Annotated in this window: 19 protein-coding genes; 5 read left to right on the top strand and 14 right to left on the bottom strand. The window is 51.4% G+C overall.

Annotated elements, in window-relative coordinates:
- Positions 1 to 72: 72 nt before the first annotated feature.
- Together MKY74_RS19635 and MKY74_RS19630 are read right to left on the bottom strand one after the other, a co-directional pair.
- Positions 73 to 633 carry a pyridoxamine 5'-phosphate oxidase family protein gene (locus MKY74_RS19635; protein ID WP_076166047.1) on the bottom strand — a complete coding sequence of 187 codons (561 nt, stop codon included), beginning with the start codon at positions 631 to 633 and terminating at the stop codon, positions 73 to 75.
- Between the two features lie 153 nt (positions 634 to 786).
- Positions 787 to 1,119, bottom strand: coding sequence for an antibiotic biosynthesis monooxygenase family protein (locus tag MKY74_RS19630; protein ID WP_076166051.1), 333 nt, complete (start codon positions 1,117 to 1,119; stop codon positions 787 to 789).
- Positions 1,120 to 1,235: 116 nt separating this feature from the next.
- Between MKY74_RS19630 and MKY74_RS19625 the strand changes: the two genes are divergently transcribed.
- Together MKY74_RS19625 and MKY74_RS19620 are read left to right on the top strand one after the other, a co-directional pair.
- Positions 1,236 to 2,120 (top strand): LysR family transcriptional regulator, encoded by an 885-nt coding sequence (locus MKY74_RS19625; protein ID WP_076166055.1) that lies wholly within the window; start codon positions 1,236 to 1,238, stop codon positions 2,118 to 2,120.
- Positions 2,121 to 2,306: 186 nt separating this feature from the next.
- Positions 2,307 to 2,732: a hypothetical protein gene (locus MKY74_RS19620; protein WP_144025336.1), complete on the top strand. Its 426-nt coding sequence runs from the start codon at positions 2,307 to 2,309 to the stop codon at positions 2,730 to 2,732.
- Positions 2,733 to 2,805: 73 nt separating this feature from the next.
- On the opposite strand, the gene gndA is transcribed toward MKY74_RS19620, so the two are convergent.
- The 3 genes from gndA to zwf form a co-directional block, all read right to left on the bottom strand.
- A complete protein-coding gene (gndA, locus tag MKY74_RS19615; protein ID WP_076166064.1) occupies positions 2,806 to 4,224 on the bottom strand; it encodes an NADP-dependent phosphogluconate dehydrogenase in 1,419 nt (472 codons plus the stop codon).
- 30 nt (positions 4,225 to 4,254) lie between these two features.
- On the bottom strand, positions 4,255 to 4,920 hold the full coding sequence (fsa, locus tag MKY74_RS19610) for a fructose-6-phosphate aldolase (RefSeq protein ID WP_076166067.1): 666 nt from the start codon (positions 4,918 to 4,920) through the stop codon (positions 4,255 to 4,257).
- 64 nt (positions 4,921 to 4,984) lie between these two features.
- A complete protein-coding gene (gene zwf, locus MKY74_RS19605) occupies positions 4,985 to 6,508 on the bottom strand; it encodes a glucose-6-phosphate dehydrogenase (RefSeq protein WP_076166070.1) in 1,524 nt (507 codons plus the stop codon).
- Positions 6,509 to 6,656: 148 nt separating this feature from the next.
- Here zwf and MKY74_RS19600 point away from each other — a divergent pair, with 148 nt between their 5' ends.
- On the top strand, positions 6,657 to 7,535 hold the full coding sequence (locus MKY74_RS19600) for a LysR family transcriptional regulator (RefSeq protein WP_076166074.1): 879 nt from the start codon (positions 6,657 to 6,659) through the stop codon (positions 7,533 to 7,535).
- Positions 7,536 to 7,618: 83 nt separating this feature from the next.
- On the opposite strand, the gene MKY74_RS19595 is transcribed toward MKY74_RS19600, so the two are convergent.
- Entirely contained in the window at positions 7,619 to 8,494 is an 876-nt protein-coding gene (locus tag MKY74_RS19595; protein WP_084203693.1) for an AraC family transcriptional regulator, read from the bottom strand.
- 117 nt (positions 8,495 to 8,611) lie between these two features.
- Here MKY74_RS19595 and MKY74_RS19590 point away from each other — a divergent pair, with 117 nt between their 5' ends.
- The gene (locus MKY74_RS19590; protein ID WP_076166078.1) at positions 8,612 to 10,147 is read left to right on the top strand and encodes a sulfatase family protein; all 1,536 of its coding nucleotides are present in this window, start codon (positions 8,612 to 8,614) and stop codon (positions 10,145 to 10,147) included.
- Positions 10,148 to 10,294: 147 nt separating this feature from the next.
- Here MKY74_RS19590 and MKY74_RS19585 read toward each other — a convergent pair whose 3' ends face one another.
- The 4 genes from MKY74_RS19585 to MKY74_RS19570 all read right to left on the bottom strand — a co-directional run bounded on the left by MKY74_RS19585 (position 10,295) and on the right by MKY74_RS19570 (position 15,027).
- Complete coding sequence (locus tag MKY74_RS19585) at positions 10,295 to 12,853, bottom strand: glycosyl hydrolase family 95 catalytic domain-containing protein (protein ID WP_076166082.1); 2,559 nt, start codon at positions 12,851 to 12,853, stop codon at positions 10,295 to 10,297.
- Between the two features lie 226 nt (positions 12,854 to 13,079).
- On the bottom strand, positions 13,080 to 13,877 hold the full coding sequence (locus MKY74_RS19580; RefSeq protein ID WP_076166086.1) for a polysaccharide deacetylase family protein: 798 nt from the start codon (positions 13,875 to 13,877) through the stop codon (positions 13,080 to 13,082).
- 39 nt (positions 13,878 to 13,916) lie between these two features.
- Complete coding sequence (locus tag MKY74_RS19575; protein ID WP_167372825.1) at positions 13,917 to 14,084, bottom strand: hypothetical protein; 168 nt, start codon at positions 14,082 to 14,084, stop codon at positions 13,917 to 13,919.
- Between the two features lie 31 nt (positions 14,085 to 14,115).
- On the bottom strand, positions 14,116 to 15,027 hold the full coding sequence (locus MKY74_RS19570; RefSeq protein WP_076166088.1) for a LysR family transcriptional regulator: 912 nt from the start codon (positions 15,025 to 15,027) through the stop codon (positions 14,116 to 14,118).
- Positions 15,028 to 15,241: 214 nt separating this feature from the next.
- On the opposite strand from MKY74_RS19570, the gene MKY74_RS19565 reads away from it, so the two are divergent.
- The gene (locus MKY74_RS19565; protein ID WP_076166093.1) at positions 15,242 to 15,709 is read left to right on the top strand and encodes a DinB family protein; all 468 of its coding nucleotides are present in this window, start codon (positions 15,242 to 15,244) and stop codon (positions 15,707 to 15,709) included.
- 149 nt (positions 15,710 to 15,858) lie between these two features.
- On the opposite strand, the gene MKY74_RS19560 is transcribed toward MKY74_RS19565, so the two are convergent.
- From MKY74_RS19560 to MKY74_RS19545, 4 genes are all read right to left on the bottom strand, one after another.
- Positions 15,859 to 16,470, bottom strand: coding sequence for an NAD(P)H-dependent oxidoreductase (locus MKY74_RS19560; RefSeq protein ID WP_084203694.1), 612 nt, complete (start codon positions 16,468 to 16,470; stop codon positions 15,859 to 15,861).
- A 141-nt stretch (positions 16,471 to 16,611) separates the two neighbouring features.
- Entirely contained in the window at positions 16,612 to 16,923 is a 312-nt protein-coding gene (locus MKY74_RS19555; RefSeq protein ID WP_076169325.1) for an ArsR/SmtB family transcription factor, read from the bottom strand.
- Between the two features lie 112 nt (positions 16,924 to 17,035).
- The gene (locus MKY74_RS19550; RefSeq protein ID WP_244169155.1) at positions 17,036 to 17,590 is read right to left on the bottom strand and encodes a GNAT family N-acetyltransferase; all 555 of its coding nucleotides are present in this window, start codon (positions 17,588 to 17,590) and stop codon (positions 17,036 to 17,038) included.
- Entirely contained in the window at positions 17,587 to 18,519 is a 933-nt protein-coding gene (locus MKY74_RS19545) for an AraC family transcriptional regulator (RefSeq protein WP_076166100.1), read from the bottom strand. The genes MKY74_RS19550 and MKY74_RS19545 overlap by 4 nt, the downstream gene beginning before the upstream one ends.
- Between the last annotated feature and the right edge of the window lie 133 nt (positions 18,520 to 18,652).

Raw genomic sequence — 18,652 nt, 5'->3', positions numbered from 1 at the left:
AAAAAACAAGCCCGGATCCATCGCGGCTTGTTTTGCGTTATCGGTAATTTGATTTCTCGTTTTTTTACTTGCCTATAACCCCAGCCGTCTGCCTAAAGGAGTCGGCATTCCGTCGATCGTGCTCCTGTTTTTCTCCTGCCAGTAGTCGTGAAGCCCTTGTTCGCCTTTATGCTCTGCCCACCGATTCAGCGTATCCCTTTCCTTTTCATAGGTCATGAAGGGAACCGCATAACCGCAGGACGTCTGCACTTTATGCACATCGATCGTGATGATCTGTCTGGCTCCGGGCATCGGATCAAACAAAGGGTATAATGTCTCCCACTCCCTGCTCTCCGGTAAAATCACCGTCCCGGTTCCGTACAGGCGCATAATGTTCGCCGGCCCTTCAAACGCGCAGAACATGATCGTGATGCGGCCGTTTTCTTCCAGGTGGGCACTCGTTTCATTGCCGCTTCCGGTCAAATCCAGGTATGCGACTCGGTTCTCGGACAAGATTCGGAACGTGTCATAACCTTTTGGCGACAAGTTGACGTGCCCCTCCTGCGATAACGGCGCCGTACCAACGAAAAACATATGCTGCTTCCGGATAAAGTCCATATGCTCAGGCAGCATAGCCGGAAATTGTTTCCCCATTTGAATCCCCCCATTCGTACTCTGCCGATTAATTAAATTCATTGTATGTTCATCCGCTGCATATTAAAAATATATTTTTACCGCGTAATCATACATTATAGTTATGAGTGTTTGTGCAATGGGGACTTCCATTCAGACGGGGTTAATTACAGCTTACATATTCATAAAATTGTCCCTCTCGACCTTACTCACCCGCAAACCGAACCGTGCGTACCACTCGCTCTTCCCTTTGTCCTGAGCCACCCTGTGCAGGGAATTCTCCTTCCAGGCCTTGATCGCCTCAAGTGACTCCCAATACGAGACGGTAATTCCGACTCCATCCGTTCCCCGAACGCTTTCGACTCCGAGAAAACCCGGCTGTATCGAAGCAAGCTCGACCATCTTATCTCCCATTTTCCCGTACCCTCTGTTCTCTCCATCAGACATTTCCGAAGTAAAAATGACCGCATAGTACGGCGGTTGCGGCGTTTTTGCAATAGCTCCCATCCCTGTTCTCCCCTTATCCGTTTTTCTATCTGAATTATACCGAGCCTCTTATAATAAATAAAATGAATGTTTAAAATGGTTGTAATGATTATTTTTCATGGCGGGAGTGTTTGAAAATGACCTTGGCGAAGTACGAAATTCTCGGAAAAGTCGTCGAAACCGGAAACCTGACCAAAGCGGCGGAACAGCTGAGTTTAACACAATCGGCGGTGAGCCGTGCCATCATCAGCCTGGAGCAGGAATTGGGCATCCAAATCCTTGCCCGGGGCCGGTCTGGCGTCCGGCTGTCCCATGACGGAGAACGGTTGTGGGGATATATGAAGGAAATGCTCCAACTGCATGAAAACATGCTGCAGGAGGCGGATCAGATCAAGGGGCTGATGCGGGGAACAGTTACTATCGGAACGTTTACCAGCGTATCGATCCATTGGCTGCCGGATATTCTTCACCGTTTCCAGCAGGAGTACCCGCAGATCGAAATCCGGCTGCTCGACGGGCATTATTACGATATCGAGCGCTGGATTGCCGATGGGACTGCAGACTTTGGATTCGTGAATTTGCCATCTTCGCATGGCCTTGAGACCACAATGCTCATACAGGATCGGATGGTGTGCGTTATGCCGGCTGATCATAAACACAGCGTAAAATCCACGATATCACTGGAGGAGATTGCGGATGAACCGTTTATTATGCCTGCGAAAGGCTGCGATACGGATGTAAGGGCGTGGTTTGACGGTCAAGCAGCGGTTCCCCGTGTGCGATTTGAACTTGAGGACGATCATGCCATTATGGCAATGGTGCGTAGCGGACTTGGCATCAGCATCCTGCCGGAAACGATTCTTGCCTCAGCTCCTTCTGGGCTCGTGGCTAGGCCGCTTGCCCCGGAAGCTTCGAGGTCCATCGCTCTGGCCGCGGTTTCTTTTAAGAAGTGCTCTCCGGCAGCAGCTAGGGCGATTTCATGTATTGTGGAGATGATGGGCGAACAGAAATCGGATGCTTAAACAAAAATATGTAATTCTCGCTCCAACTAAACTGCGAAATACTGCGTTTTACTATTGAAGTGAAAAATGCGTGTTCACTGTGATCTCGGGTTAAGGACGTGACGAATGAAAATCAGATGCATCATACTGTTATGTTTCTTACTGATTACGGGCTGTTCAAATTCCCCATCCACGATCGAAGAAGCGATGAACAAATCCAACAAGCCTTATGACGACATTTTAAAAACCTTTGATACAGACAATAAGCATACGGTGCTGTTCTATAGTAATGACAATCAATATAACGTCGGCCTTTTGAAGCACAACCGTCAAAGTTGGACTTGGATTGTCGGCACGTACACGGATATCCATCCTGACCAGGATATCGACTGGAGTTACTGCAACCTGAATCAGCTTAGCCCCATGTTTGTCGGGACTGTGAATAACAAAGACATTCGGAGCGTCGCCGTGGAGACACGAAAAGTAAAAACCGAAGCCCAGCTGATCCATTCATCCAACGGCACCGTATACTGGTATGTGCTCGTGGATGAACCGCAAAACCCGCCAATGCGATTCACCGGATATAACGCTCAAGGGCAAGTCGTGTATGATACAGGCTCGCTCGATGATTAAATTCCGCTTCATAGAACAAAAAAAGCGTTCCGATGCTCTCGCATCGGGACGCTTTCTTATGAATTACAGCCGATTATTCTTCGGACTCGATCCATTGGAAATGGAAGGTGCCTTCTTTGTCGACACGCTGGAACGTATGCGCGCCAAAGTAGTCGCGCTGCGCTTGCAGCAGGTTGGCCGGCAGACGGTCCGTACGGTAGCTGTCGTAGTAAGCCAGTGCGGAAGCGAAGGCCGGAACCGGAATGCCGCGCTGCATGGCGAGGGACACAACGTTTCTCCAAGCATCCTGGTAGTTGGTAACGACCCAGCCGAAGTAATCGTCCAGAAGCAGGTTTTTCAGCTCCGGATTTTTATCGTAGGCCTGCTTGATGTTTTCCAGGAAGCGGGCGCGGATGATGCAGCCGCCTCGGAAAATCATCGCGATGCTGCCGAAGTTCAGATTCCAGTTAAACTCTTCGGAGGCAGCACGGAGCTGAGCGAAGCCTTGGGCGTACGAACTGATTTTGCTGGCGTACAGCGCCTTGCGTACGGCTTCCACAAACTCCCGCTCATCCCCTTCATACGGAGCAGTGTGCGGCCCTTTCAGGATTTTGCTTGCCTCCACGCGTTCTTCCTTCATTGCGGACAAGAAGCGGGCAAATACCGATTCGGTCACGATGGACAGCGGTACGCCAAGATCCAGCGAGCTTTGGCTCGTCCATTTGCCTGTTCCCTTCTGTCCCGCCGCATCCAGAATGACGTCAACCATCGGTTTGCCGGTGTCCGGATCTTTCTTGGAGAAAATATCAGCGGTAATTTCGATCAGGTAGCTGTCCAGCTCGCCGCGGTTCCACTCGGTGAAAATGTCGTGCAGCTCTTCCGTGCCGAGTCCCAGCACATCCTTCAGCAGGTGATAAGCTTCGCCGATCAGCTGCATGTCGCCATACTCGATGCCGTTATGGACCATTTTCACGTAATGGCCGGATCCGCCTTCGCCGATGTACGTCGAGCAAGGATCTCCGTTGACTTTGGCCGAAATCGCCGTAAGAATCGGTTCAACGAGCTCGTAGGCGTCCTTCTGGCCGCCAGGCATAATCGCCGGTCCTTTCAGGGCTCCTTCTTCGCCGCCGGATACCCCTGCTCCGATAAAGCGGATGCCCTTCGCCTGAAGCTCCCGGTATCTGCGCTCGGTGTCCGGGAAGAAGGCGTTCCCGCCGTCAATCAGGATGTCTCCTTCTTCCAGATGTGGAACGAGCTGCTCGATCAGCGCGTCCGTCGGTCCGCCGGCTTTAACCATCATCATGATTTTGCGCGGGGTTTCCAGCGACTGCACAAACTCCTCGATGCTGAATGTACCGACAAAGTTTTTTCCTTCGGCTTCGGCGAGCAGTTCTTTCGTTTTTTCCGGCGAACGGTTATATAAAGCGACTGCGAAGCCTTTGCTTTCCATATTCAAAGCCAGGTTTTTGCCCATGACGGCAAGACCGGCCACACCGATTTGCTGTTTGCTCATCGTTTCTCTCTCCTCCAGATCTCTCTCTTTTTACTTGACGCTGCTTTTCCAATCGGCCGCAAATTTAACCAAACCTTGGTCCGTCAACGGGTGCTTGGCGATTTGTGCAATCACGCCGAACGGAACGGTCGCAATGTGCGCGCCGGCCATGGCGACGCGGGTGACGTGGTCCGGGTGGCGTACCGAGGCTGCGATAATTTGCGTATCCAGGTTATGCGTGCGGAACAGCTGCGCAATTTTGTCCACCAGCAGGACGCCGTCTTCAGAAATATCGTCCAGACGACCCAGGAACGGCGATACGTAGGTTGCTCCGGCACGGGCGGCCAGCAGCGCCTGGTTCACGGTAAAGATCAGGGTCACGTTCGTTTTGACCCCTTTTTGGGACAAATAACGGCAGGCTTCAAGACCCGCGAGAGTCATCGGCAGCTTGATCGTGATTTTCTCATCGTTGTTGTTGATCTTGATCAGCTCGTTCGCCTGGGCAATCATTTCCTCAGCGGTTTCCGCATCCGGCGTCACTTCCGCCGACACGGACTCCACTTCCGGCACAGCCTGGCAAATCTCGGCGATCCGGTCTTCGAATTTCACGCCTTCCTTGGCAACCAGGGACGGGTTCGTGGTGACTCCGGACAGAACCCCGATTTTGTAGGCGGATTGAATATCCTGCAGATTGGCGGTATCAATAAAAAATTTCATCTTACAACCTCCTGTGAATGTTCAATATATGATTGGCTCGGTAAACCGAGCATAGAACCCAAAATCAGCTGGCGGTAACTTGCTCGACAAGCGGCTCGGAAGCAGCCTTTCCGGCTTCGTCTTCCTCGTCGAACCACCAGTGGAATCCGTCTGCGGCAAGCAGCTCATGGGCCGCTTCCGGACCGTGCGAACCGGCAGCATAAGGATGCAGCGGCACCTCATTAGCGGCGAAGGCTTCCAGGATCGGCTGCACCCACTGCCAGGACAGGTCGACCTCATCCCAATGGACGAAGAACGTCGAATCTCCGTTCAGTGCATCGTGAATCAGCGTTTCGTACGCTTCCTGGGCTTCTTTGCGGTCCGGATACATATCGATGTATACCGGTTTAAAGCCGGTCGGATGATCCGGGTCCTTCGCATTCAGCTGAAGCGTGATGCCTTCTTTCGGCCCGATCTCGATGACCAGCAGGTTCGGTACGGTTGCCTGCTCTGCTTGAGTCGCCGTGGTGAGCGGTTCCTTGAATTCGATCACGATGCGTGTGCTCTTCGAGGCCAGACGTTTACCTGTCCGAATGTAGAACGGAACGCCGCGCCAGTAGTAATTATCGATATGCAGCTTGGCCGCGATAAACGTATCGTTCATCGAACCTTCGGAAATGCCGGGCTCAGCTGTGTATGCGGGAACCGGTTTGCCTTGAATGGATCCGGCAGTATATTGTCCGCGCACGATGTTGGTAAGCACATCCTGCTTTTGCAGCGGATCCAGTGCTTCAAGCACCTGCTTCTTCTTGAGCTGGACGTTCTCCGCCGAAGCCATGTTGTGCGGCGCGTGAATGGTCAGCATCATGAGCAGCTGCATCATGTGGTTCTGGAACATATCCCGCAGGGCGCCGGCTTTGTCGTAGTATCCAGCGCGCTCCTCTACGCCTACGGTCTCGTCAGCCGTAATTTGGACGTTGGCGATAAAGCGGTTCGTCCACAGCGCCTGAATCACAGGATTCGCCTGCTTCAATGCTTCAAGCCGCTGCACCATAGATTTGCCGAGGTAATGGTCGATCCGGTAAATTTCTTCTTCCGCAAAAGCTTGGCTCAGCTGGTCGTTTAGCTCGCGGGCCGAAGCGACGTCATGGCCGAACGGCTTCTCGATCACGAGGCGCTTCCAGCCCGTTACGCTGCCAAGGCCGCTGTTTTCGATTTGGGAGGCGATAGTGCCGAAGAAGTTCGGCGCAACGGACAAGTAGAACAAGCGGTTCGATGTTCCGCCGATTCCTTGCTCCCAGGCTTCCACCCGATCTTTTAACCGGACGAAGTGATCCGTGTCATCGATGTGCAGGATGTTGAAGCCAAAGAGTCCCAGGAAGGACTGCAGGGAGTCATCCTCTTTCACATTCAGCCGGTAAAAATCGTACAGCGACTGCTTGACGTGAGCCTTAAACGTCTCATCCGTCATTTCTTTACGGCCGAGGCCGATTACAGAGAAAGCTTCCGGAAGCTTTCCATGAATATATAAATGATACAGAGCAGGGTATATTTTGCGCTTGGCCAAATCGCCAGTCGCTCCAAACAATACAAAAGTTGTAGGATTCATCTCAATTGCTCCTTCCTTTCAAAGCTCCGCGACTTCCACTTCTCATTCTGTCGAAAAAGCTCTGGTTTCTGTGTCTTGGATTCACTATAATACAAATATGTGCCATACATGTAATCAATATATTTCTGAGGAGATATAGACCATATCTATGACTAACAATTACGAGTTGTATAAAGTGTTTTATTGGGCCGCAAAGACGGGAAGTTTAACGCAGGCCGCCAAGGCGCTGTACCTGACCCAGCCCAGCGTCAGCCATGCCATCAAGCAGCTGGAGGAGCGGATCGGCGTTACCCTGTTTTACCGCACCTCCAAAGGCGTAAGCTTGACGCAGGAAGGCAAAATTTTATTTTCCTATATAGAGCAATCGCAAATTCTCATTACGCTCGCTGAAGAAAAAATGGTGGCGCTCAAAAATTTGGACAGCGGCGAGCTGCGGATCGGCGGAAGCGATTCGTTGTTCAAGCACTACCTGCTTCCTTTTCTCGAGGACTTTCACGTCAAATATCCGGGTATCAAGCTGCACCTGAATCACGGAACGACACCCGAAGTGATCTCCTATCTAAAGGAGGGGCGGATTGACCTTGGCGTTGTAAGGATGCCGATCTTCGACTCGCAGCTGGAGGTAACGGAAAGCATTGAGCTGCAGGACTGCTTTGTGGCGGGCGAACGGTATGCGGAGCTGAAGGGGCAGGCGCTGTCCATGGAACAGCTGATGGAATATCCCGTGATTCTGTTCTCACGGAACAGCCGGGTGCGTATGGCCATTACAGAGCTGTTTGAAAAATACGGACACGAGCTGAAACCCGACATCGAGGTGGGAAGCGTCGATTTGCTGATCGAATTCGCCAAGCGTGGGCTGGGCATTTCGTATGTCACGCGCGAATTCGTAGCCAAGGAGCTGAAGGAAGGCTCTCTCTTTGAAATTGAGCTGGATGTGGAGATCCCCCCTTCCAAGGTGGGCCTTATGGTAATGCGAAACATGCCGATTTCGGCGGCGGCGACGAGATTTATCGAGGTGGTTCATTAGTCGGACGCACATCTTTCAAGGTAAGCAAAATCAAAAGGACGCCAACACAATGGCGTCCTTTAACGCATCATCCGTTCTTAGATTCAGTGCTGCTTCCGGTACGCTGACGGTGACATCGAACAGTAGTTTTTAAAAGCACGGGTAAATGCGAACAGGGTCGGATACCCAAGGGAGTAAGCGATCTCCGTAACGGCAGCCGACGTCCCGGACAGCATTTGCTTGGCCTTGTCCATCTTGACCTTGGCAATATACTCGGCCGGCGTCATGCCTACAAACCTCGTAAACTGTGTCGAAAAATAGGTACGGTTCAGGCCGGCATATTCGGCTACTTGCTGTACGGTGATCCCCTCGGCGGCATGCCATTCGATGTACTCGGTCCACTGGGATGCTTTGCTTTTCTTTATCGTTGTTGCACCTGGACGCTGGGGCTCGTCCTGTGCTTTAGAGCTTGCGATCATCTGAGATAACGCCTGGTACAGCAGTCCTTTCAGGTTCAGGGCGGCGGCGACCTGATCTGTCTTACCATCCTTCCACTCCGCAAACAGACGCCGGATCAAGTTCGCTACCTCTGGACTCCACAGCCCTCTGGAGCAGGGTACATCCGGATGAAAACCTGCCAGATTCAGCATCGGTTCCATGCCGGGTCCATCCAAGGCCAGCCATGTTAACTGCAGGGAATGATCGTCGTCCGGCTTGTAATACATATAGGTACGGTTCGGATACATGCAAAAGGCATCCCCTGTCTGGAGCCTGTACGTGTGACCCTCATATTCAACCATCAGACTGCCCGCCCTGACAAAATGAATACTGTAGCATTCAATTCTGCGCGGACCGATCCGGTATCCCGGCTTTGCTGTACTCTGACCCGCCCTGACCAGCCAGAACGGGGTATCTTTGTCGATCCTGGTCGGCGTGTAATATAAAAATTCCGCGAATTCGTGATCATACTCCTGCAGCATGCGTTCTCATCCTCCCCATCATCCTTACATGAACTGACAAAATGATAAATCTATCATACAATACGCCATTCTCTTTGGGCACCCCTTTACATATAATCAGTTCGAGGAGGTTGACGGATGAAGAAACCTAATATTTTGTTAATTACGAGCGATCAGCAGCACTGGAATACGATTGGCGCCTTTAATCCTGAAATACATACCCCGAATCTGGACCGGCTTGTCCGGGAAGGGACGACGTTCGATCGGGCGTATTGCCCCAATCCGACCTGTACGCCGAGCCGTGCCTCGATCATTACCGGCATGTACCCGAGCCAGCATGGCGCGTGGACGCTCGGCACCAAATTGCTGGAGGATCGCCATACGGTAGGCGAAGATTTCAAGCAAGCCGGTTACCGGACCGGGCTGATCGGCAAAGCACATTTTCAGCCGCTCACTTCGACCGAGGAATTTCCGTCGCATGAAGCCTATCCCATTCTTCAGGATTTGGAGTTTTGGAAAAATTACAAAGATGGGTTCTACGGTTTTGAGCACGTGGAGCTGGCGCGGAATCACACCAATGAAGCCCATGTCGGGCAGCATTATGCGCTGTGGATGGAAGAGAAAGGCTGCCATAACTGGAGAGACTATTTCCTGCCGCCTACAGGTACCATGGACCGGGATCAAACGTATAAATGGCCGATTCCCGAAGAGTACCATTACAATACCTGGATCGCCGAACGGACCAATGCTTTGCTGGAACAATATCATGAAAACGACGAAAGCTTTTTCCTGTGGTCCAGCTTCTTCGACCCGCACCCGGAATACCTCGTTCCCGAGCCATGGGATACGATGTACGATCCCGAGCAGCTCACCATCCCGGAGATGGTTCCGGGCGAGCATGACCGCAATCCGCCGCATTTTGCCAAAACGCAGGAAGAGCAACCCGACTTCACAAACCTGCAGGAAACGGGACATGGCATTCACGGTTACCGTTCGCATCATTATTACGAGTACGGCAGCAGGAAGCGATTGACGGAGTATGATAAGAAAAAGCTGGTCGCCGTCTATTACGGCATGATCAGCATGATGGATAAGTACATCGGGCATATTCTCGATAAGCTGGAGGAACTGGGAATGGCCGATAACACGATCGTCGTCTTTACGACGGATCACGGGCATTTCTTCGGACAGCACGGTCTGCAGGCCAAGGGCGGGTTTCATTACGAGGACTTGATCAAGCTGCCGTTTATCGTCCGGTATCCCGGTGAAGTGCCGGCCGGCAAGCGGAGCAGCGCCATTCAATCTTTGGTGGACCTGGCTCCGACCTTCTTGTCCCTGTGCGATCTGCCGGTTCCTTATGCGATGACGGGCATCGACCAGAAGAAGGTATGGCTAGGCGAAGCCGTGCAGGCGCGGGATCACGCTATCTGCGAGTTCAGGCATGAACCGACCACCATCCACCAAAAAACTTACGTCAATGAGCGCTATAAAATCACGGTCTACTACAATCAGACCTACGGTGAAATCTTCGATCTGCAGGAAGACCCCGAAGAGCTGAACAATTTATGGGACGACCCGGAGCATGCGCCGCTCAAAACCGAACTACTGCTAAAATATGCCTGGGCGGAGCTCGGCAAAGAGTCCATGCCGATGCCGAGAATTACCGGAGCATAGGGCTTGTCAGGCCCGATTCAAAGCACGGGAATGCTTGGCCCGGCGTAATGAAATTCATGAACCTATGAACGTTCGATCGTAAAAGTAACAGCAGCACATCCAAAAAGGCCGATTCACATCGCTGTGAAACGGCCTTTTCCAACTCATTTATCGATTCGGATACAGTTTGAATTCATCACCTGACTCCGTCTCAAACTGGAGCAGTGAACCTTCCAGCATGTGAACCTCGCCTCCTACCTTCTGCAGGCGTACTTCGCCTTCTCCCCATGGATTCCGGATCCGGCATGTTCCTCCCAGGGAAGACGTGATCGTTATATATTGTATATCGCCACCCCGAACAGCCGATTTGACGTTAAATCCACCAGGACACCATAGCGAAAATTCAGCGTCCCAATCCACAGGACATGCAGGGAACAGACGGATAACCGAATCCTGGCCTGGGCCCGCTGGCTGGCTTTGGCACAGCGCCGATTGCAGCGCAGCTGCAGCGTTCCCAAGACGCTGAATGCTGATGCAGTTCACCCCTTCCCTGACGGTTAAGCGGTTTTCAAACGATTTGATTCGGCCTGTATCGTTGAAATAACAGTAATCCCGCTCCGCGTTGACACATTCCAACTGGGCCAGCACGACCTGCTTAAAAGGCTCGGCAAGCCCCATATTGGCCAAGACGCGTGCCATCCCCGACATTTCAGAGGCAGCACGGCTCCAGTCGTGATCGAGAAGCTCCTCCTGGTACCGAATCGTCGCCATAGTCGTCTTAAACATGTCTGGGTTACTCCCGGCGGTCTCGAGGGAACATAAGCTGCCGAAATAGGCTGGCTTCACGTCGATATGGCTCTTCTGATCCAACACCGGACCGAGTGCGCCGATCCATACGGCCGCTTCCCCTTCTCCCGTTTTCAGGACGGCGTCTGCTTGGTCGCTTCGCGGAAGCGGGGCCAAATGCTCGTACAGCTCCTGCCACGCCGGCCGTATATCGCGATCCAATCCGAGTAGGTCCGAAGCCCGGAGGACGATCGGAAAGATCGTATGCATGCCCGCCATCGAATCCATCGTGTCTTTGCCGCCGTAATATTTTTCGTCGCTGGTCGTGTGATACATGTGATACAGTCCGTCCTCATCCTTCCGCAGGTTGGGGTAGTGGCGGAAAAACTCGGCGACGCCCCGGATAATCGGATAGGCGCGCTCACGCAGCCATTCTTCATCCTTGGTGAACTCATAGTACAACCAGTAGTGGTAAGCAATTCCGACCTGGGTGGCGAACATGTGCGTCGTGAATCCAAAGGGGCCATAACCTCGTTCCTTGTACGTAAACCTGCCGTCCACATATTTTTCGTGATACTTCCAGTTCCAGCGGCTCTCATGCGGCCGCTTGGAGTAAGCATATTCGCGAAACCGGTCGGACATCTGCTCCCACGGCTTGCGAAGCAAATAGAGGTCCCTCATTTCCTCGGCAATGTCTTCCGGCAGCTCCTCCAAGCCATCAAAGGACACGACTTCCGGGATATAAATGCCTTGGCTTCCCCACTGCTGCCTTGCTGCGGCTGCACACGAATCGTACATGGCTGAATACATGTTGAAATACGGATGGAACAGTTCATCATGCCCGGTTGGCAGTACGGCGTTATAATACAAATTCATGTTGTTCCACCAATGCATGGCCCCCCAGTGCCGAAGATCTCCGCGCGGGCTGAGCAGCATGCCGCCGAAATTCGGAGGAAATTGTGAACCACGCGAATTGGATGCCATCAGGTATACGTAATACGTGTAATGCTGCTCGACGAATTCGGCACGTTCGTCCTCGCTATGAAGGCGGATATACGATTTGTCCCAAAAGGAATGCCACCACTTGCGATGCTCCGCCAGCAGCGCGTCATATCCCGACTGCATGGCATGCCGCACCGTTCGGATCGCTTCCCCGATGACATCTTCCTGTTCATCAAAGCTGGCTGCACTGCTCATAAAGATGTCAAAACTGCCGTTTCCCGGTTGAACACACAGGCGCATTTCCGTCTCATTCGGCTGCCCGATCACCAGACTTTCCCGATAAGCGCCGACTGGCTTCCGGCCGCCGTACTCGTCGTTCATCCTTACCTGCGCGTCCCTTCCCGTTATCGCAATAACGACCGCTGAAGCGCAGAAATAGTCTCCTTCGCGGAATTGCTGATGAAGCACCATCATGCCGTCCCTTATTATGAGGCGTGATACGGCCGAGTGGTTTTTGGTCACGACCTCTGCAGGGCGCAGCATTTTGAGCTTAATGTTAACCACCTGAGGCGCCGGCCGGCGATCATGGATCCGGACGCCGAACACATCTTGCCCGGACGCAGCAAAGGCCTCCGCCGCCACTCCAATCCCCGATATCGATGCCGTCGCGTCATACAGACTTAGATGCTGACGAATTCCTTTGTCATTAAATACATCCTCGCCATAATCCACCAGATCGATATCGACAAAGCCGCAGCCGTAAGCATAATCCGAGTGCCGCTGGTTGAAGCTGTTGGTACTGCTGTCGTTCGCATATACATCGGCCCGGTTGATTTGAAACTTGAGCGCCGAGGGGGAAGTCCAAATGAGACTGCCCATCCGTCCATTTCCGAGCGGAAGGCCGCCCTCACTTCGCTCCACGGTATGACGGTAATGCAAATCCGCCCGTGAGACATGCTCGCGCATGTTGATGTTTCGAAATTCCACTGCTTTTTTCACTGGCCTGCACTCCCTGCGTGTGTGATGAAAAAGCTTTAGACTATCTCTCTTAATGGTGAATCCAAGTCTATCTTAATCGTGTGCGGGATGCTGCCAGTATGAATAAGTTACGACGGACATGGAATTTGTTACGAAACGACAATCCAGGCCAACCTGGAGTGGCGACAAAAAAAAGAAAGCCGACCTAGCGGCTTCCTCGTAAACGTGTCTGACTCATATAGTCTGTTTATAAACATACGATTTCTCCGGAGCGGACTTCGATCGGATCCCCATCTACGCTAACCCATACCGTTTGGGCCGATGGATTATGAATGAGGTGTGAATCGGCAGAGTACCGGAGTCCTTCCACGGCCTTGCAGTAGGCGTATATTTCCGCATTGGTTGCGTACCAAATGTCGTCCTTGCCGCCGATCATCTCACCAAACCTCTCTACCAAATCCCAGTTATTGTCGTTATCGAATTCATAACTGTGGCCCCAGACGTAAAAAAGCGACATTCTCGAATATCGTTGCTGCATATCAATCCATTGCTCAGCGTATTCGACCATTTGCTTATGATGGCAGGTCGGATGCCAGCGGAGCCAGTCGTCCGGCTTATGAAAGCCTCCATGACTGTTCACTGTACGGGCGTATTCGATACCGATGGACCGCAATATGTTCACAACCTGATCGCTGTAGGTGCCAAACGGATAGCTCATCCCTTTGACCGGATAGCTGACGAGCTCCTCCAATGCCTTGCGGTCCGCCACCACCTGCTCCAGCACTTGATCCGGCGGCGTCTGTTCCAGAAAGGGATGGTCCACCGTATGAACCGAAACCTCATGCCCCTGAAACAATGTCGCGACTTCCGTTTTGTCGATATATCCTGCTTTGCCGAGATTCCCGCTGTTCAGATGAAACGACCCCTTGAGGCCATAGTCGTTCAGCAGACTGACTAATTTGCGGTCATGGTCCCGCCCGTCGTCAAAGCTGAGCGTCACCGCCTTGTTCACACCGTTAGGAAAACGGTCCAGTTGGATGCGCATATGTCGTCTCTCCTCTTTTGTAATCATAGTGACAATCGTTTACCGGTATATATGAATTCGCTTCTGTTGATCCATCTTCATTTTCATAGCCGCCAGCGTTTTGCGTATCCAAGGAATTTTGTTCATGGTCATCACATTCAGAACGTAAATCAACACAAGCTTGATCCCTGTCAAATCCGATTGTGGTTGATCCTGAAAGGATTCCATTGACTTCCCTCCACTTCATTTTATGACCCGTCTACCCAAGCGAACGGTTTGCACTTTCAATTACACGCTCTATGTAAGCTTGTAATGCCTCAATGAATATGCGGCCTGCCTTACCCAGATATTTATCCGTCCGGTAAATGATGCAGATCTCCTGGCTCGGCGTTGGATGCAGAAGCGTGACTGCGGTGATTTGTTCCCGGCCAAGGTTGTCGAGCAGCAGCCGGGGAAGAATGCATGCTCCAATTCCCTGCTCTACCATGGAGAGAAGCGTCGATAGCGTCGAGGTCACCATCGGATGATGCAGCTCCATGCCTTTTTCCTGGCAGCAGGCCCGAATCAGCTTCGTGATCTGGTGATCGGGGCCGAAGGTGACCATATCCAGCTCCTTCAGCTGTTCAAAGGGGATGGCCTTTAATCGGGCAGCGGGATGATCCGATCGGACGGCAAGCGCAAACTCCTCATGAAACAGTGGGATGATGGCCATACGATCGTCGGGCCGCTCAGGCATCGTCGTGACGCCCAAGTCTCTGTTCCCGGCCAAAACCTCTTCATATACGTTCGTCGTTTCGCTGACCGAAATGGACAGCTTGGGGTAAGCCCGGTGAAAATCAAGCAGCAGCGCGTCAAACAGCAGGTCCCCATCCCCTGGCAGTATGCCGATGTCCAGCTTGCCGCCCTCCACTTTTTTAAGATCCGAGATGGCCCCCTGAATGTAATCCACCCTCTCAAAGATCAGCTGGCTCTGTTCGAGCAGGATCCGGCCGGCATCGGTTAAGGCAATCTTTTTGCCGATCCGGTCAAACAGAGGCATCCCCAGCTCTTTTTCCAGAAACTTGATTTGCTGGCTCAAATTCGACTGTGTCGTGCAGAGATTCTCGGCGGCCCGGGAGAAATGCATTTCTTTACATATCGCTGCAAAGTATTCAAGCTGTCGAAGTTCCATGGACGTCTCCTTCCCATTGTTTCGTATGCTGCCATGTTAAGTTCTATATCCAGTATAACGGAGGACGGAAGGATTTCCCATAAGATGAAAGATCCATTAGTGAAAACGATTCATACCATCGGAATTACGTGATTGTTGCTTATGGTCTGGACCGGTAAACTTGGTAACAAGAACGAAATAAACCATCCCACAAACCACTAAGGAGGAATTACAAATGAGTACACAATCTATCGTGAATACAGGCAAGGTGCTGCATCAACTGGTGATCGGTCAAGTTCAGGGAATACCGGAGTCACTCTTCGATATTACGCCGGCAGGCTTCAGAAATACGATCCGCTGGAACGTCGGGCATATCGTATTTTGGCTAGACCGATATCAGCAGCTGTGCTTCGGTTCAGCGTCGACTATTCCGGCATCCTACGAAACGTTGTTCAACAGCGGTACAAAGCCGGCCGACTGGACGATTGCTCCGCCATCCCAAGAAGAATTGGTGCAGCAGCTTGCCAATCAGCTGTCCCAGATTTCGGAGATTACGCCGGATATGCTTCAGCAGGATTTGAAATCCCCGTTCGTGCTGGGACCCTTCGAATTCACGACCGCTGCCGAGTTGTTCAACTTCGCCTTGATGCACGAGGCTATCCACCTTGGGACGATTACGAGCCAGCAAAAAGCGGTACAATAGCCGGCTTCCTTGTAACACGGATTGCATTCGCGCGAAAATGTGCCTCATAGCGGAAGTTCTACCAGCTAAACGGAAGAAGCCCCTTCACAGCAGCGCTTGGCGCCTGGAAGGGGCTTTAACTTATGCGTGAGAACTAATCTTTTACCGTGTTAAGCACTTGTTGTGCCTGATAAGGCTTTCTCGCCTTCTACATAGTCCGCGTATTCTGCGGCATACTTCTCCAGCTGCTCATCGCTGACTTCGCGGATTCGGCCAATAACAAACGGCGACCGATAGATCATCCCGGTCAGGTTTGCCGTCTGTTGGAATGGACGGAGCAGCTCGCCATAAGAGTAATTGTGAAAGCCGCCGGCTTGGTACATGCTCGGAGAACCTCCGGAAGAGATGGCGATGATCAGCTCTTTTCCATTCAACTTGACCCCGCCTGGTCCATGGGCCCATCCAAACTCGAACACTTCATCCATCCATTTCTTCAGCAGGGAAGGCGAGCTGTACCAGAAAAAAGGAAATTGAAGCACGATTCGGTCGTGCGCCAGAAGCAGCGCCTGCTCGCTTGCAATATCGATCTTTTCGTCCGGATAGGCTTCATAGAGCCGATGTACGGTCACATTGCCCCGCCGTACCAACTCTTCCGCAAGCCGCCTGTTGATCCGGGAATGCTCCAAATCGGGATGAGCAACAATCACAAGTGTGGCGGTCCTTGAGGATCGGTTCGTTTGGCTGGAATGCGTATCGTTGGTCAAAATCGAAGGGTTGGTCATTGAAACATCTCCTTGTCTTTTAATTATAATTCGAGATATGTCGATGTATTGGATAAAAAATTTTATATTTACATATCACGAATTATCGATTTGTTTTGTATATAAAAACTGAATTCATTGAATTGAATCCAGTCTCTATCATTACAGGTCTTTCTGGATGTACGAGGCGATGGCCTGAATCGCTTCTTCATCCCTTTTGTAATAGGTCCACTTACCAATTCGGGTTGCATGGATCAGACCTGCCCGCTGCAGCACGGACAAATACTGGGATGTGGTCGATTGAGTCATGTTCAGCTTGGCTGTAATTTGGCTTACGCAAACCCCAACTTCGATCAGTTCCACCCCTCCCTGGGGGCCAAAATAGGCTTGAGGATCTTTCAACCACTCTAAAATTTGCAAACGCGCTTCATTGGACAATGCTTTAAACACTTCAGTGGGTTCAAGTCGTTTCATGAGTTTTATTATATCGATAATTCCCGATATGTCAACATGACGATAAAGTATTGTTACACCCTTACGATCTGCAAGCCAACAACTTGTTATTTTGAGTACCTTATACCTCATGTCACTGTATTTCATCGGACTCGTCTGTATCAGAATTAAAGACAAAGACCGGACCATGCCACTGCTCGTTTTGAAGAAATTCTTCGCAATAACGATCGTGATGTGCATACTCTGAAATCACATGTTTCCAAAAAGTATACGCCGGCTTGTTGCCAACCGTTTGCCTGATCTCCCATATCCCTTTGAACTCCTCGAATAGGGTATAGGCAGTTTTTTTACCTACCCCTCTCCGCCTGTATTTTCTCATGATAAAAAAATCGCTGATTACATTTGTTTTCTCAGCCTTGCTCAATTTCATATACTCCTGCGGTACATCCAGACTGACCAGAACAAATCCTGCGATTTCCCCGTCCACAGAGACCATGAAGGGCCTCCGATATTCATCTGTCCATTGATGATCAATGTATTTGTATAAGTATTGACCGTACCTGTTCAGCACATGCCCATCAAACTCACTGCTGTCGTAGCGGTATAGCTGTATGAGATTGTACAGTAGAGTCTTATCTTCATAAGGAATACGGCACAACTTTAAATCCATAAATTCATTTCCTTTCATTTGATTTCCGCCGAAATCGTCATTTCGTCAACCATCGTGCTCCGCAATCGGCGTAGGTCCCGGACCGGCGGCATCCCAAACATCCGCGCATATTCCCTGCTAAAATGCGATGGACTCTCGTATCCGACCTGAAACGCAGCTCCCGCCGCATCGATCGATTCGGAGAAAAGCAGCCGGCGCGCCTCTTGCAACCGGATCTGCTTTTGGTACTGGATCGGGCTCATCCCGGTGACTTCCTTGAAATAATCGTACAAAGACGAAGTGCTCATACGGGCCTCCGCAGCCAACTCTTCTACGCGAAGAGGCAGGGCAAAATCGCGGTTAATCTTCTCAACCACCCCCGCGATTCGCTGGGCGTGGCTTCCGATCACGGCAAATTGCATCAGAGATGCGCTGTGCTCGTTCTGAAGCACCCGGTAAATGATTTCCCGCATGGCATAAGGCGCAAGCACCGGAATATCACGCGGTGTTTCAACCAGTTTCACAAGCCGCAGCACGGCATCCAGAAGCGTATCGTTGAGCTGGCTTACCTTCAACCCCCGGCTGGTCTCATTCCCAGTTCGGATAGCATCATCGGATGCTTGAATCACATCAAGAATTTGGTTCATATCAAAAAGGATCTGCAGGCTTAAATACGGTGTTTCATTCGATGCCTCCATCACTTGCCCTGTAATCGGTAATTGGACTGAAGCGGTTAGGTAACTGCTCGGGTCATACTGATACACCTCTTGTCCCAGCATAACCACCTTGGAACCCTGCGCTACGACGCAAAGGGATGGCTCATAGACAGAATATACCGGTTCAGATAACCGGGAAGAGCGAATGAAGCGCAAACCGGGAACTTCCGTCTCATGCGTACCGTCTTCCGGTGTGAACTTCTCGATGATCCGGAGCAGTTCTTTTCTTTGTTTCTCGAACCATTCATCCATCCTCTTCTTCCCCCTTTGATCTATATGATTAGCTTAACTTTATCCGCTTCTGGAGGATTAGGCAATCATCTTGTATGATCCGGCTACCGTCTCTCTTCCGGAAGGAACGATAATGAACATGTAAGAAATGCGA

Source organism: Paenibacillus sp. FSL R5-0378 (assembly GCF_038009285.1).
Lineage (GTDB): Bacteria > Bacillota > Bacilli > Paenibacillales > Paenibacillaceae > Paenibacillus_AQ > Paenibacillus_AQ favisporus.
Note: the sequence above shows the minus strand (reverse complement) of the source record. Positions and strands in the feature narration are given on the sequence as shown.

Bases quoted from the DNA above. Each gene is read 5' to 3' on its own strand.
- MKY74_RS19575 (WP_167372825.1), bottom strand. From the start codon at position 14,084: ATGGAATCCTTTCAGGATCAACCACAATCGGATTTGACAGGGATCAAG.
- MKY74_RS19595 (WP_084203693.1), bottom strand. From the start codon at position 8,494: ATGCTGCAGGAGTATGATCACGAATTCGCGGAATTTTTATATTACACG.
- MKY74_RS19560 (WP_084203694.1), bottom strand. From the start codon at position 16,470: ATGACCAACCCTTCGATTTTGACCAACGATACGCATTCCAGCCAAACG.
- MKY74_RS19550 (WP_244169155.1), bottom strand. From the start codon at position 17,590: ATGAAAGGAAATGAATTTATGGATTTAAAGTTGTGCCGTATTCCTTAT.
- MKY74_RS19545 (WP_076166100.1), bottom strand. From the start codon at position 18,519: ATGGATGAATGGTTCGAGAAACAAAGAAAAGAACTGCTCCGGATCATC.
- MKY74_RS19570 (WP_076166088.1), bottom strand. From the start codon at position 15,027: ATGGAACTTCGACAGCTTGAATACTTTGCAGCGATATGTAAAGAAATG.
- MKY74_RS19565 (WP_076166093.1), top strand. From the start codon at position 15,242: ATGAGTACACAATCTATCGTGAATACAGGCAAGGTGCTGCATCAACTG.
- MKY74_RS19635 (WP_076166047.1), bottom strand. From the start codon at position 633: ATGGGGAAACAATTTCCGGCTATGCTGCCTGAGCATATGGACTTTATC.
- fsa (WP_076166067.1), bottom strand. From the start codon at position 4,920: ATGAAATTTTTTATTGATACCGCCAATCTGCAGGATATTCAATCCGCC.
- MKY74_RS19620 (WP_144025336.1), top strand. From the start codon at position 2,307: ATGAACAAATCCAACAAGCCTTATGACGACATTTTAAAAACCTTTGAT.
- zwf (WP_076166070.1), bottom strand. From the start codon at position 6,508: ATGAATCCTACAACTTTTGTATTGTTTGGAGCGACTGGCGATTTGGCC.
- MKY74_RS19625 (WP_076166055.1), top strand. From the start codon at position 1,236: ATGACCTTGGCGAAGTACGAAATTCTCGGAAAAGTCGTCGAAACCGGA.
- MKY74_RS19600 (WP_076166074.1), top strand. From the start codon at position 6,657: ATGACTAACAATTACGAGTTGTATAAAGTGTTTTATTGGGCCGCAAAG.
- MKY74_RS19590 (WP_076166078.1), top strand. From the start codon at position 8,612: ATGAAGAAACCTAATATTTTGTTAATTACGAGCGATCAGCAGCACTGG.
- gndA (WP_076166064.1), bottom strand. From the start codon at position 4,224: ATGAGCAAACAGCAAATCGGTGTGGCCGGTCTTGCCGTCATGGGCAAA.
- MKY74_RS19580 (WP_076166086.1), bottom strand. From the start codon at position 13,877: ATGCGCATCCAACTGGACCGTTTTCCTAACGGTGTGAACAAGGCGGTG.
- MKY74_RS19630 (WP_076166051.1), bottom strand. From the start codon at position 1,119: ATGGGAGCTATTGCAAAAACGCCGCAACCGCCGTACTATGCGGTCATT.
- MKY74_RS19555 (WP_076169325.1), bottom strand. From the start codon at position 16,923: ATGAAACGACTTGAACCCACTGAAGTGTTTAAAGCATTGTCCAATGAA.